Source organism: Terrirubrum flagellatum, from assembly GCF_022059845.1.
In the GTDB taxonomy this organism is placed as follows: Bacteria; Pseudomonadota; Alphaproteobacteria; order Rhizobiales; family Beijerinckiaceae; genus Terrirubrum; species Terrirubrum flagellatum.
Window position 1 is genome coordinate 1,740,268 of record NZ_CP091851.1, and the last position, 13,349, is coordinate 1,753,616.

The window sequence follows — 13,349 nt, forward strand, 5'->3', positions numbered from 1 at the left end:
CGCGAACGCTACGCCGCCGCGGCGAGCGCCGGCGTGTGCGCGGCTTGCGCCGCATGCTCGCGGATAGGCTCGGCGGGAGCGCCCGCCCAGCGCGTATGCGGCGGTAGGTTTTCGCCCTTCATGATCAGCGAGAGATTTCCGATCTGCGCGAAGTCGCCGATTTTGGTGTCGTAAAGCACGGTCGAAAAGGCGCCGATGGTCACGCCCTTGCCGATCTCCACGCGGCCGACCTTCATGATGCGATCCTCATAGAGATGCGTCTGCAGGCAGGAGAGATCATTCATCACGGCGTAGTCGCCGATCGTGCAGCAGTCGAACTCGGTCAGGTCGGTCGTGTTGAGATAGACGCCTTTGCCGACCTTCGTGCCGAACAGCCGCAACGCCATCGGCAGCCAGAACGTGCCCTTGAGATGGTCAAGTAGAACGCGTCCAGCGAGACCCCAGTAGAGCACCGCGACGGCCTCCGTGCGCATCGCCCAGAATGACCACATCGGCTTCGCGACCGGCTTGTAGACGCCCATCGTCGCCCATTTGATCGCCGCGACCGCGAGCGTCATGGAGACTGGCAGCAGGCAACTCACCACAAGAAACACGCCAAGCGCGCCGAGATAGTCGCCATTGGCGTAGTAGGGTTCGATGAATTCGACGGACAGTGAGCCGAGCGTGATGAACAGCGCATTGGGGAAGGTCGTGTGCAGCGCCTCAAACAAAGCGCGCGTAAGCTTCTTCCCGAACGAGGGCTCGTAGGTCCAGTTCGCGCCGGGCTCGCCGAATTTCTGGCGCACCGGGAATTTGATCGGCGGCGAGCCGAACCAGGTTTCGCCCGGTTGGGTTTCGCCCGACGCCGGAACCATCGATTTGACGCCGATCAGCGTGCCTTCGGCAAGATGTGAGCCGTGCGGAATGACCGCGTTGTTGCCGACGAAGACGTGGTCCTTGATGATCGTGCGGCGCAGCGTCATCCATCCGCGCTGCACGTCCTCGTCGCCGAGCACGCATTCGTCCGCCATGAAGCTGTTCGCGCCAATCTCGACGAGATCGTAGCGGCCGCCGAGATTGGTCGAGATTTCCGCGCCCTTGCCGATCTTCGCGCCCATCAGCCGATACCAGGCGCGCATATAAGTCGTGGCGTAGAGCGAAGACAGCGTGTCGAGCGAGACTTCGCTGATGAGATTCATCGTCCACTGCCTGAGATGCATCAGGGAGTGAATGGAATAAGTGCCTTCCTTCAGGCGCGTCGGCATGATGATCCAGCGCAACGCGATGACGATCGCCAGCGTGAAGATCACCAGCGCTGCGCTCATCAGCCAGGCGAGCGGGAACAGCGCGTGATACCATTCGACCGAAGGCAGCGTGTCGAGCAGGAAGCTCTCCGCCTTGTCGAACACGAAGAAGGCCGGGAAGATCGGCAGAAGGCCGATCACCTGCACCACAAGAATGAGCGTGGCGTAGATCGCGAAGAGCAGGTTCTTGCGCGTCTTCGACACCGTCGGGTTGGTGGCGAGTTCGGCGGGATCGAGCACGCCGGTCTTGCGCGCGGGCGATCCTTCCCAGGTCTCGTAGGGCGCGACGACTGTTCCCGGCAAAAGGGCGGTGAGATCATCGAGTCGCGCGTCATGTCCGATGACGCAGTCCGACGCGATGATCGACTGGTTGCCGATATAGGAGTTGTCGCCGATGACGACGCGGCCGATGACAAGCTCATTGCCATCAATCTCGGCGTTGGCGATGACTGCCTTGTGGCCGATCGAGGCCCAGGCGCCGATCTCGACGAGGTCGGGCGCGCCGAATTCCGCATGCGCGATCATGGCGTCATTGCCGACCTTCGCGCCAAGCGCGCGCAGATAGAAGCGCATGATCGGCGAATTCGCGAGATAGGAGGGATTGCCCAGCGCATACAGGCGGGATACCAGCCACCAGCGATAATAGTAAGCGCCCCAGAGCGGATAGCGGCCCGGCTTCACCTTGCCGATGATCAGCCATTTCAGCGCGATGACCAGGAACACCGAGCCGAACTTGATGCCGCCATAGGCGGCCGACAGCACCAGCGCCATTTGCAGGAAGCTGTAGTTCGCGCCCTGCAGGAACATCATGTAGGTCAGGAACACGCCAAGCCATTGCGCGGTCGAGAGGCCGAGGATCAGCGGCAGCGCGGCGGTCTGCGCGACTGCGCACCAGAAGCGGCGCGCAAAGGGCGGCGGGGCGAAGCCGAGATCGGGCGGCGGCTCGCGGCCATCGCCGCGGCGCTCGTCGAGGACGGCTGCGAGTTTGCGCAGCGTGCGCTGCTGATAGACGTCCTGAAGCGTGATGCTCGCCAGCGATGGCGTTTCGCGCACGGCGGAAATGAATCGCGCCGCAATCAGCGAATGGCCGCCGAGCTCGGTGAAGAAATCCGCCTCGAACGGGATGGCCATGCCGGTGAAGACCTTCTGCGCCGACGCGAGCAGGGCGGCTTCAGTCGGCGTGCGGGCCTCTTCCTGCGGCTCGGACGCGGCGCTCATGTCGAGCAGCATGGCGGCGAGCGCCTTGCGGTCGACCTTGCCGGAGATCATGCGCGGCAATTCGGCGTGCGTGCGCCATAGCGGCGGCACCATGTAGGGCGGCAGCTTTGCGACCAGCGCCTTCTTCGTCGCCTGCGGATCGAAGGAAGCGCTCGCCGGCACCACATGCGCGACGAGCACGTCGCCGCCCGCGCCATCCTTGTGAACCGCGACGGCGGCGGCCTTCACGCCGGGCTCGTCGGCGATAAGGGATTCGATCTCGCCAAGCTCGATGCGATAGCCGCGGATCTTCACCTGATCGTCGATGCGGCCATGGAAAATGATGCGGCCATAGGCGTCGACGCTGACCGCGTCGCCGGTGCGATAGAGGATGGGGTCGCCAGCCGCAGCGGAGCCGAAGGGATTGGCGACGAATTTCTTCGCCGTCATCTCAGGCAGGTTGATGTAGCCCTGCGCAACTCCCGGACCGCCGACAAGCAATTCGCCGACCTCGTTCGGGCCGACCGGTTGGAGCTGCTCGTTGACGACATAGGCGCTGTAGTTCGGGATCGGCACGCCGATCGTCACGGGCTCGCCTTTGACGCATTCGGCGAAGGTGGCGACGACGGTCGTCTCGGTCGGGCCATAGGTGTTGAGGATGCGGCGGCCCGGACGCGACCAGCGGTCGACGAGCGCCGACGTCATCGCTTCGCCGCCGGTGATGATCAGCCGCACCGTCTCCATGTCGCGATCGAGCATGGTGAGCATGGTCGGCACGACGTCGAGCACGCTGATCCCTTCGCGCACGATCGTCTCGGGGAGATTGTCGGTGTCCTTCAGCACCGTCGACGACGCCACCTTCAGCGTCGCGCCGACGAGGTAGGGAATCCAGATCTCCTCCATCGAGAGATCGAACGCGACCGACGCGCCCTGGAAGACGATGTCCTCCTCGCGCATGTCGATGGCGACATTCCCCGAGCGGAGATAGTGCGTGATGTTGCGATGGGTGATGACGATGCCCTTGGGCTTGCCCGTCGAGCCCGAGGTGTAGATCGCGTAGGCCGCGCTGTCGGATTTCGGCCCTTCCGGCACGACGCCATTCGCCGGCGCCGCGAGCAGCATGTCGAGTTCGAGCACCGTCACCGGCAGCTTGCGGGTCTCGGAGGCGAGCGCCTCATGCGAGACGAGGATGGTTGCGCCGCAATCGTAAAGGCTTGTGGCGATGCGCTCGGCCGGCGCGTCAGCGTCGAAGGGGATGAAAGCCGCGCCTGACTTCGCGATGCCGATCATCGCGACATGCAGGTCGATCGAGCGCCTGAACCAGAGTCCGACGAAGTCGCCGCGTTTCACGCCGCGCGCGGCGAGCGCCGCCGCCACCTTCGACGAACGGCGGTCGAGCTCGGCGTAAGTGAGCTTTTCGTCCGTGCCGATCAGGGTGATCGCGATCTTGTCGCCAAGACGGCCGGCGGTCTCACGGAAGATGTCCGCCAGCGTTTCCGTGCGAATAATGTCCGGACGCGCGCCGCCAAACAGCATTGTCGTCGTCGGCTCAGAGAGAAGCTGATTCATTGCCCAACCCCTCGACGCTCCTGTCGCCTCTTACCCCGCGCTGGCGGTTCGCGGGATTTCTGGTGCGGCGGACCGTCGGTAAACCGTCGCGGCGGCCTTCATTCATGGCCGCTGAAAGTACGACGCATATGATCCGAGGGCGCTGAATGAACCCTGAATAGCCGGAAACACAATCCGGGATGGCGCGATAGCGCGCAGGAAGGCGACGAGCGTTGCAAGCGGGCATCGCTCGCGCCGGCGATGTGAAATCAGCTCAGATCGAGGGGCTGATGATTGACCCTCGCGGCTCGCCCATGCCGTCGAGCACGCAGCGACCATCCTTGAGCCGCGCGAGGCCGGATGCGACGAGGGCGAGGGTGCGCGGATAAATCACATGCTCCTGTTCCAGCACGCGCGCGGCGAGGCTCGCCTCCGTGTCGGACGGAGCCACCGCCACCGCCGCCTGCATGATGATCGGGCCGGCGTCGAGTTCGGGCGTCACGAAATGCGTCGTGCAGCCATGGATGCGCGCGCCGTCGGCGATCGCTTTCCTGTGGGTGTGCAGGCCCCGATAAGCCGGCAGCAGGGACGGGTGGATATTGATCAGCTTGCCGAGCCAGCGTCCCACGAACCAGGGCGACAGGATCTGCATGTAACCGGCGAGGCAAACGAGGGACACGTTGGCGGTCCTCAGAGACTCATCGAGCACCCGATCGAAGCTCTGCCGATCGGGGAAGGAGCTGCTGATAATGCCGGCGTTCTTGACGCCGGCCTCGCGCGCGGCGTTGAGGCCGGGCGCGTCAATGTTGTTGGCGAGAACGACAACGATTTCAGCAGGAAAGGCGTCGTTCTTCGCGGCCTCGATGAGCGCGCTCATGTTCGAGCCGCGGCCGGAAATGAGAACGCCGGTCCTGACCCTGCCCATGCTCACCCCTCAGCCAATCGCCAGCCGCCCCGTCACCTGCACGGCTGCGCCGTCGCCGCGCTCGACCATATGGCCAAGCTCAACCGGAGACTCGCCTGCTTCGCGCAACGCTTCAGCGACCGCCGCGGCGTCGGCCGCAGCGACGACGATGATCATGCCCACGCCGCAGTTAAAAGCGCGTAGCATCTCGTGTTCGGTCACCCCACCCATCCTGGAAAGCCAAGCGAAAACAGGTGGAACGGAAACTTTATTCAGGTCGATTCGCGCGGCCTTGTCGGCCGGCAGCACGCGCGGGATGTTCTCCCAGAAGCCGCCGCCGGTGATATGGGCGAGCGCCTTGAGCGCCCCCGTCTTGCGCTGCGCCGCCAGAACCGAGCGGACATAGATGCGGGTCGGCGTCAGCAGCGCCTGAGCCAGGCTCTGGCCGGCCGCGAAGGGCGACGGGGTCGACCATTCGAGGCCTGCATCGGACACAATGCGGCGGACGAGCGAATAGCCGTTGGAATGAACGCCCGACGACGGCAGGCCAAGGATAACGTCGCCCTCGCCGACATCCTTGCGCGGCAGCACGCCGTCGCGCTCGACGGCGCCGACGGCGAAGCCAGCGAGGTCATAGTCGCCCCTGGCGTAGAGGCCCGGCATCTCCGCGGTCTCGCCGCCGATCAGAGCGCAACCCGCCTCCTTGCAGCCGAGCGCGACGCCTTTGACGACCGCTGCGCCGGCGGCCGGATCGAGCTTTCCCGTCGCGTAGTAGTCGAGGAAGAACAGCGGCTCGGCGCCCTGCACGACGAGATCGTTCACGCACATGGCGACGAGATCGATCCCGATCGTGTCGTGCAAGCCTGACTCGATCGCGATCTTGACCTTGGTGCCGACGCCATCGTTGGCCGCGACCAGAATCGGATCCTTGAAACCGGCTGCCTTGAGATCGAAGAGGCCGCCGAAGCCGCCGAGTTCCGCATCGGCGCCTGGCCTGCGCGTGTCGCGAACGTACGGCTTGATAGCTTCGACCATCGCCGCGCCTGCATCGATATCGACGCCCGCATCGGCATAGGTCAGGCCGTTCCGGCGCGCTTCGCTCATCGGCTCCATCTCATGGGTGTGACTCGCCGTAGACGCGAAAAAGGGGGAGCGCAAGCACAGCCGGCCCGGCGTGGTCGCGTTGCATACAGTTCATGACGCTGCTTAATGTCGAGGCAGGGGTCGGTGAGCGCGCATGAGTCTGCCGAATTTCATCACACTCGGCCGAATCATTCTCGTGCCGTTGGTGATCGCGATGATTGTCGCGCGCAATTGGCAGTGGGCGTTCGCGCTGTTCGTCATCGCCGGCGTATCGGACGCTGTCGACGGCTTCATCGCCAAGCGCTTCAACATGACGACCGAGCTCGGCGCCTTCATCGATCCGCTGGCGGACAAGGCGTTGCTCGTCTCGCTCTATGTCTCGCTGGCTGTGGTCGACGTGCTTCCCGCGTGGCTGGCGATCCTGGTGGTCTTCCGCGACGTCATCATCCTTGGCGCAGTGATCGTCGCCTGGATCATGGATCGCCCGCTGGAGATCAGACCGCTCAAGGTGAGCAAGCTGAACACGGTGGCGCAAATCGCCTTCGCCGCCTGCGTGTTGGGAACACGCGCGTTCCAGCTTCCCCAGGGACCGCTCATCGATGGCGGCGTGCTGGTCGTCGCCGCCTTGACCCTGGCGTCAGGAGCCGCCTATTTCGCGGTGTGGACACGACACATGGCCGAGTGACGCCGCCTGAAAGCGCGGCCGCCGGGCGCCGGCGCGCCTTCTGGGCTGTCTTGTTCGCGGCGCTGGTCACGCTGCTCTGGTTGCTGCAGAGCGCGCTTCCGCCTTTCATCGCCGCTTTCGTGCTGGCGTATCTACTCGATCCCGTGGTGCATCGTCTGGAACGGTTGGGCGTGAGGCGATGGGCCGCGACTCTGCTGATCGTCGCGCTCGCCCTGTTCTTGCTGGTGCTGCTTTTCGCGATCATTGCGCCGCCGCTCGCTGGACAGTTCGCCTCGCTGCTCGACCGGCTGCCCGACTACGCGGCCCAGCTGCAAAGACTGATCAATGCGACCGTTGGCGGTTGGGTGACGAAACTCGGCGGCTGGGAGCGGTTCGGGATCAATCCCCCCGGCAGCGGCGACCAGTCGGCCGGCGACCTCATTGGGCCCGTGGTCGGATGGCTTGTCGGCTTCGCCCGATCGCTCGCGAGCGGAGGCCAGGCGTTGACGAGCTTCGCGTCGCTCGTCGTCGTCGCCCCAATCGTCGCGATCTATCTGCTGATCGATTGGCGTCGCATGATCGCTGCGCTCGACGGCTGGACGCCGCTGGCGGATCGCGCGCGCGTCCGGCGCATCGCGCGCGAGGCCAACAATGCGGTCGCGGCGGCGTTGCGAGGGCAGGCGACGGTCTGCCTGTTTCTCGCGATCTGGTATGGCGTGGGGTTGATGCTGGTCGGGCTTAATTTCGGTTTCGTCATTGGCGCGATCGGCGGGCTGCTCACCATCATTCCCTATCTCGGCGCCATTATCGCCTTTGCGCTCGCGCTGCTCGTCGCCATCGTCCAGTTCTGGCCGGTGTGGACGTCGGTCGGGCTTGTGGTGCTGGTGTTCGTCACCGGCCAGTTTCTTGAGGGCTATGTGCTGACGCCGAAGGTGGTCGGCGAAGCGGTCGGCCTCCATCCCCTCTGGCTGATGTTCGCGGTGTTCGCCTTTGGCTCGCTGTTTGGCTTCGCCGGCGTCCTTCTCGCGTTGCCGATGGCGGCCGCGACCGGCGTGCTCGCGCGGCACGCGCTGCGCGCCTATCTCGCCAGCGACATCTATCTCGCCGATGCGCCCGACAGCGCAACCTAAACCATGACGCAACTTCCGCTGGAACTGCCGTTCGAGGAGAAGCGCGGCGCCGAGGACTTCTTCGTCAGCGCCAGCAACGAGGCGGCCTACGCTGCGATCGAAAGCTGGCCTGACGGATGGACCGATGCTCTTCTCGTTCTTGTGGGACCGGAGGGGGCGGGGAAATCGCATCTCGCCGCGATCTGGGCCGAGCGCGCGCACGCCTGGCGAGCGCCGGCGGTTCTCCGCGCGGGCGATGTTCCGCATCTCGTCTCCAATGGCGCCTTGCTGATCGAGGACGCCGACCGGGCGCGTCTCGACGAGGCTGAACTCTTCCATCTCATCAACGTCATGCGGGAAAGGGGCGGCTTTGTTCTCATGACCGCGCGGACGGAGCCGGGGAGCTGGGGGCTTTCGACGCCCGATCTTGTCTCGCGCCTGCGCCGGGCGCCTGTCGCCGCCATTGAGGCGCCGGATGACGGGCTCCTGCGGGCCCTGCTGGTCAAGCTGTTCATGGACCGGCAGCTCACGGTTGACACGCGCGTCATCGAAACCATCATCTCCCGCGGCGAGCGCAGTTTCGCCGCGGCGCGTTCCATCGTTGATGCGCTGGACCAGGAAGCGCTCGCGGCCGGCCGTCGTATCACGCGGGCCATGGCCCAGGAGACGATCGCGCGGCTCTCCGCCGCGCAGGAGACCGCGCGATGAGCGTCATCGAACCGTCACAGCCCCGGCCCATGGCTCGGCAGCCGGTTCGCGCGTCCAGGGAGGGCCCGCCCGGGGTGATGGAGGAGGGCGAAGTGGCGAGAGCGGCGGCGGTCAAGACTGTGGCGGCGAATGGCGTGACAGCGGCGACGGTCGACGCCCCGCCTGCGAAATCTGATCCTGCGGCGCTGCTGACATCGCCGGAGCGCTTCATCAATCGCGAGCTCTCCTGGCTGCGCTTCAACAGGCGCGTGCTCGAGGAAGCCTCGAACCCCCATCATCCGCTGCTCGAACAGCTCCGCTTTCTGTCGATCTCTGCGAACAATCTCGACGAATTCTTCATGGTTCGCGTCGCTGGCCTGCGCGGGCAGATCCGCTCGCAGGCGGAACTCGTCTCGGAAGACGGGCTGACGCCGGCCGAACAGCTCATCCGCATTCGCGCCGAGGCGGAGTCGCTCGTGCGCGACCAGCAGACGCGCTGGCTGAAATTGCGCGACCAGCTTCTCGAAGTCGGCATCGTGCTCGTCGAGGCGCCTGATCTCACCAAGCATGAGCAGCAGTGGCTCTCCGAGCATTTCATCCATCACATCTTCCCGGTGCTGACGCCGCTCGCGATCGATCCGGCGCATCCCTTCCCGTTCATCCCCAATCTTGGATTCACGCTGGCGCTGGCGCTGTCGCGGCAGTCAGACGGCCGCGCGCTCGACGCGCTGATCCGCGTGCCGCCGAAGGTCGAGCGCCTGATCAGGCTGCCCGATTTCGCGCAGACCGGCGGCTCGCGCTTCATTGCGCTCGAACAGACGATCGCGATTTTCGTCGACAGGCTCTTCCCGGGTTATTCGGCGAGCGGCCTCGGCGCCTTCCGGGTGGTGCGCGACAGCGATATTTTCATCGAGGAAGAGGCCGAAGATCTTGTTCTTCAGTTCGAGACCGCGATCAAGCGCCGACGCCGTGGATCGGTGATCCGTCTTGAAATCGAATCGAAGATGCCGGAGTCGCTGCAGCAGTTCGTCGTTGGAGAGCTGGACGTCAGGCCGGACGAGGTGTTCCTCATCGACGGCATGCTGGCGCTCAACGAATTGTCGCAGCTCGTCTCGCTTGATCGCGCCGATCTCAAATTCACGCCCTACAATGCGCGTTTCCCCGAGCGCATCCGCGATCATGGCGGCGACTGCTTTGCGGCGATCCGCCAGAAGGATCTCGTCGTCCATCATCCTTACGAATCCTTCGACGTCGTCGTGCAGTTCCTCACGCAGGCGGCGCGCGATCCGAACGTCGTCGCCATCAAGCAGACTCTCTATCGCACCTCAAACGACAGCCCCATCGTCAAGGCGCTGTCGGAGGCGGCGGAAGCCGGCAAGTCAGTCACGGCGCTCGTCGAACTCAAGGCGCGCTTCGACGAAGAGGCGAATATCCGCTGGTCGCGCGATCTCGAACGCGCCGGCGTGCAGGTGGTGTTCGGCTTCCTCGAACTGAAGACGCACGCCAAGCTGTCGATGGTGGTGAGGCGCGAAGGCGGACAGCTTGTCACCTATTGCCATGTCGGCACCGGCAACTATCATCCGATCACCGCGCGCATCTACACCGATCTGTCTTATTTCACCGCCGATCCCGCGATCGCGCGCGACGTGGCGCGCATCTTCAACTTCATCACCGGCTACGCCGAACCGGCGGAGCTCGAGCGTATGGCGGTGTCGCCCCTCTCGTTGAAGCAGCGCATCCTCAAGCATATCGACGAGGAGATCGCCTTCGTTCAGCAAGGTCGGCCCGGCGCCATCTGGCTCAAATGCAACGCCCTGATCGATCCTGACATCATCGATGCGCTCTATCGCGCCAGCAATGCAGGCGTCGAAATCGATCTCGTGATTCGTGGAGTCTGCGGGCTCAGGCCCGGCGTGCCGGGCCTGTCGGAGCATATCCGCGTGAAATCGATCATCGGCCGCTTTCTCGAACACAGCCGCATCTATGCGTTCGGGCAGGGCCATGGCCTGCCGCATGCGAAGGCGGCGCTCTACATCGCGTCAGCCGACATGATGCAGCGGAATCTCGACCGGCGCGTGGAAGCGCTTCTGCGGATTGAAAATCCGACGGTGCATGAGCAGGTCCTGAATCAGATCCTCGTGGCGAATCTCCTCGACAACGAGCAGAGCTGGCGGGTGAACAGCGACGGCTCGTCCACCCGCATCGAGCGCGGCGAGAACGAGGAGCCGTTCAACGCGCATAATTATTTCATGACCAATCCAAGCCTGTCGGGGCGCGGAAAGTCGCTTGCGGTCTCGACGCCGCGGCGGTTGTCAGAGAGGTTAGGAAAGCGGCGACGCGATGGCTAAAACGCCTGGAGCGCAGGGACGACTCGATGTCGGAGATCCTGTTGCGATCATCGATATCGGCTCGAACTCGGTGCGCCTGGTCGCCTATGAGGGGCTGACGCGCGCGCCGACATCGATCTTCAACGAAAAGGCGATGTGCGCGCTCGGCAAGGGCGTCGCGATCACCGGTCGCCTCAATGATCAGGCGATCGAAAAAGCCTTGGCGGCGCTCGCTCGCTATCGCGTGCTATGCGACACGATGCAGGTCAAGCATCTGCACGTCGTCGCGACCGCCGCAGCGCGCGACGCCTCGAACGGCCCTGAATTCATCGCGCGCGCCGAAGCGGTGCTCGGCCAGCGGATCGAGTTGCTGTCGGGCAAGCGCGAGGCGCAGTTGTCGGCGCTCGGCGTCGCTTCGGGCTTCTACAGGGCCGACGGAATCGTCGGCGATCTCGGCGGCGGCAGCCTCGAACTGATCGACGTGAAGGGACATCGCGTCGGCGCCGGCAAGACCACGCCGCTCGGCGGCCTTGCGCTGCAGGACGCATCTCGCGACTCCATCAAGGAAGCGCGCAAGATCGTGCGCAAGGCGCTGGAAGGCGTCGATGCGCTGGACTCCGGCAAGGGCCGCGCTTTCTACATGGTCGGCGGCACCTGGCGGTCGCTGACCACGCTGCATATCCATCAGCTCGGTTATCCCCTGCATGTGACCCACGGCTATGTCATGCAGGCGCAGGACGCGGTTGATTTCGCCGATCTCGTGCAGCGCGTCGAACCTGATATGCTGGACTCGATCGAGAAGATCTCCGCCGCGCGGCGCCCGCTGCTCGCCTATGGCGCCGTGGTGCTGGAAGAAGTGATCAAGCGCGCGAAGCCTTCGCAGGTGATCATGTCGGCGATGGGCGTGCGCGAGGGGCTGCTGTTTGAATTTCTCGACGAGCAGACCCGCGAACTCGATCCGCTTCTGTCGGCGGCGCGTGAACTGAACATCCTGCGCTCGCGCGCCCCGCGCCATGGCGAAGATCTGATCGCCTGGACCGATCATTTCATGCGCTCGTCGAGGCTCGAAGAGACGGCGGAGGAGAAGCGGTTGCGCCACGCCGCCTGCCTGCTGGCCGACATCGGCTGGCGCGCGCATCCGGACTATCGCGGCGAACAGAGCCTCAACATCATCGCCCATGCGGCCTTCGTCGGAGTGGACCATCCCGGCCGGGCCTATATCGCGCTCTCGATCTTCCACAGGCATATGGGTCTCGACGATGAGGTGTCGCCGCGCATCCGCGAGCTTTGCAGCACAAGGATGATCGACCGCGCCCGCATCCTCGGCGCGCTGATGCGCGTCGCCTATCTCGTCTCGGCGGCCATGCCCGACGTGTTGGCCCGGACGCCGCTGCAGGTGGAGGGCGGACAGGTCGCGCTCGATCTGCCGGCCGATCTTGCTCCTCTGGCGAGCGACCGGCTGTTCAACCGGCTGAAGCAGCTCGCGCGGGTGGTTGGACGGCTTCCGGCGCTGCGCGTGGCGAGCGCGCCCGCCGGTGAGGCGAAAATCGCCTGATCGCGATCTTAGGGTAAACAAAAGGTTTCGCTGGCCGCGGCAATCGCGCTGATGTTTGGCTCCGCCACCGCAATCGCGGACAGGTTGTGCGGCGATGTTCAAGAGGTTCCTGACGGACGAGGCCGGCGCGACCGCGCTGGAAGAGGCGCTGGTGACGGCTTTCGTCGCCCTGGCGCTGCTCGGTGTCGCAGGGGTCGGGGGCAAGAAACTCATCGCCGTTTTTCTGGAAGCCGCAGAACAGCTTGGCGGCGGAAGCGGCGGAACGCCTCCAACAAAGTAGAGTGGCGGAAGGGCGCATGGACGCGATCCGCCGCCGCTGATAGAGCCGCCCGATGATCGGCCGTCTTAACCATGTGGCGATCGCTGTGCGGGATCTCGCCGCCGCGACCGCGACCTATCGCGACCTTCTCGGGGCGAAAGTGTCGGCGCCGCTGCCGCAGCCCGAGCATGGCGTCACAGTCATCTTCGTCGAGCTTCCCAACACCAAGGTCGAGCTGCTCGAACCGCTCGGCGCGGACTCGCCGATCGCGAAGTTCCTCGAACGCAACGCCGATGGCGGCATCCACCACATTTGCTACGAGGTGGACGACATCATCGCGGCGCGCGATCGGTTGAAGGCGGGCGGGGCGCGCGTGCTGGGCTCCGGCGAGCCGCGCATCGGCGCCCATGGCAAGCCGGTTCTATTTCTGCACCCGAAGGACTTCAACGGAACGCTCGTCGAGCTCGAGCAGGCCTGAGCAATGTCGATCTCGATTCCATGGGGCAGCCTCATCGCGATCTATTTCGTCGTCTGGTGGGTGCTGCTGTTCGCCGTGCTGCCGTTCGGCGTGCGCAGCCAGGCCGAGGCCGGTGAAATTGCGCCGGGAACCGAACCGGGCGCGCCGGTCGCGCCGCAGCTCGTGAGGAAAGCGATCTGGACGAGCATCGTGGCGCTCGCCGCGACGGCCGTGATCGCGCTGTATGGCGGCCAGCTTCTCGATTGGGCGGCCTGA

The 13,349-nt window shown here is 64.9% G+C and carries 11 protein-coding genes; 8 read left to right on the forward strand and 3 right to left on the reverse strand.

Translation table 11 applies throughout. The annotated features are described in order from the left end of the window. Positions 1–8: 8 nt before the first annotated feature. The 3 genes from L8F45_RS08485 to purM form a co-directional block, all read right to left on the reverse strand. Entirely contained in the window at positions 9–4,049 is a 4,041-nt protein-coding gene (locus tag L8F45_RS08485) for a Pls/PosA family non-ribosomal peptide synthetase (RefSeq protein WP_342362438.1), read from the reverse strand. Positions 4,050–4,302: 253 nt separating this feature from the next. Beyond that, positions 4,303–4,953 (reverse strand): phosphoribosylglycinamide formyltransferase, encoded by a 651-nt coding sequence (purN, locus tag L8F45_RS08490; protein ID WP_342362439.1) that lies wholly within the window; start codon positions 4,951–4,953, stop codon positions 4,303–4,305. A 9-nt stretch (positions 4,954–4,962) separates the two neighbouring features. Next, positions 4,963–6,036 carry a phosphoribosylformylglycinamidine cyclo-ligase gene (gene purM, locus L8F45_RS08495; RefSeq protein ID WP_342362440.1) on the reverse strand — a complete coding sequence of 358 codons (1,074 nt, stop codon included), beginning with the start codon at positions 6,034–6,036 and terminating at the stop codon, positions 4,963–4,965. 133 nt (positions 6,037–6,169) lie between these two features. Between purM and L8F45_RS08500 the strand changes: the two genes are divergently transcribed. From L8F45_RS08500 to L8F45_RS08535, 8 genes are all read left to right on the forward strand, one after another. Then, positions 6,170–6,700, forward strand: a complete 531-nt coding sequence (locus tag L8F45_RS08500; protein ID WP_342362441.1) for a CDP-alcohol phosphatidyltransferase family protein — start codon at positions 6,170–6,172, stop codon at positions 6,698–6,700. Then, positions 6,697–7,809, forward strand: a complete 1,113-nt coding sequence (locus L8F45_RS08505) for an AI-2E family transporter (protein ID WP_342362442.1) — start codon at positions 6,697–6,699, stop codon at positions 7,807–7,809. The genes L8F45_RS08500 and L8F45_RS08505 overlap by 4 nt, the downstream gene beginning before the upstream one ends. Positions 7,810–7,812: 3 nt before the next feature. Beyond that, entirely contained in the window at positions 7,813–8,496 is a 684-nt protein-coding gene (locus L8F45_RS08510) for a P-loop NTPase family protein (protein WP_342362443.1), read from the forward strand. A gap of 29 nt (positions 8,497–8,525) precedes the next feature. Beyond that, a complete protein-coding gene (locus tag L8F45_RS08515; protein WP_425330017.1) occupies positions 8,526–10,823 on the forward strand; it encodes an RNA degradosome polyphosphate kinase in 2,298 nt (765 codons plus the stop codon). Continuing rightward, positions 10,816–12,357: an exopolyphosphatase gene (gene ppx, locus L8F45_RS08520; protein WP_342362444.1), complete on the forward strand. Its 1,542-nt coding sequence runs from the start codon at positions 10,816–10,818 to the stop codon at positions 12,355–12,357. The genes L8F45_RS08515 and ppx overlap by 8 nt, the downstream gene beginning before the upstream one ends. Positions 12,358–12,451: 94 nt before the next feature. Continuing rightward, entirely contained in the window at positions 12,452–12,637 is a 186-nt protein-coding gene (locus L8F45_RS08525; protein ID WP_342362445.1) for a Flp family type IVb pilin, read from the forward strand. A gap of 52 nt (positions 12,638–12,689) precedes the next feature. Continuing rightward, the gene (gene mce, locus L8F45_RS08530) at positions 12,690–13,094 is read left to right on the forward strand and encodes a methylmalonyl-CoA epimerase (RefSeq protein ID WP_342362446.1); all 405 of its coding nucleotides are present in this window, start codon (positions 12,690–12,692) and stop codon (positions 13,092–13,094) included. Positions 13,095–13,097: 3 nt separating this feature from the next. Further along, positions 13,098–13,349 (forward strand): DUF1467 family protein, encoded by a 252-nt coding sequence (locus tag L8F45_RS08535; protein WP_342362447.1) that lies wholly within the window; start codon positions 13,098–13,100, stop codon positions 13,347–13,349.

Coding starts and splice junctions, on each gene's coding strand:
- L8F45_RS08485 (WP_342362438.1), bottom strand. CDS start 4,049: ATGAATCAGCTTCTCTCTGAGCCGACGACGACAATGCTGTTTGGCGGC.
- purN (WP_342362439.1), bottom strand. CDS start 4,953: ATGGGCAGGGTCAGGACCGGCGTTCTCATTTCCGGCCGCGGCTCGAAC.
- purM (WP_342362440.1), bottom strand. CDS start 6,036: ATGAGCGAAGCGCGCCGGAACGGCCTGACCTATGCCGATGCGGGCGTC.
- L8F45_RS08500 (WP_342362441.1), top strand. CDS start 6,170: ATGAGTCTGCCGAATTTCATCACACTCGGCCGAATCATTCTCGTGCCG.
- L8F45_RS08510 (WP_342362443.1), top strand. CDS start 7,813: ATGACGCAACTTCCGCTGGAACTGCCGTTCGAGGAGAAGCGCGGCGCC.
- L8F45_RS08515 (WP_425330017.1), top strand. CDS start 8,526: ATGGCTCGGCAGCCGGTTCGCGCGTCCAGGGAGGGCCCGCCCGGGGTG.
- ppx (WP_342362444.1), top strand. CDS start 10,816: ATGGCTAAAACGCCTGGAGCGCAGGGACGACTCGATGTCGGAGATCCT.
- L8F45_RS08525 (WP_342362445.1), top strand. CDS start 12,452: ATGTTCAAGAGGTTCCTGACGGACGAGGCCGGCGCGACCGCGCTGGAA.
- mce (WP_342362446.1), top strand. CDS start 12,690: ATGATCGGCCGTCTTAACCATGTGGCGATCGCTGTGCGGGATCTCGCC.
- L8F45_RS08535 (WP_342362447.1), top strand. CDS start 13,098: ATGTCGATCTCGATTCCATGGGGCAGCCTCATCGCGATCTATTTCGTC.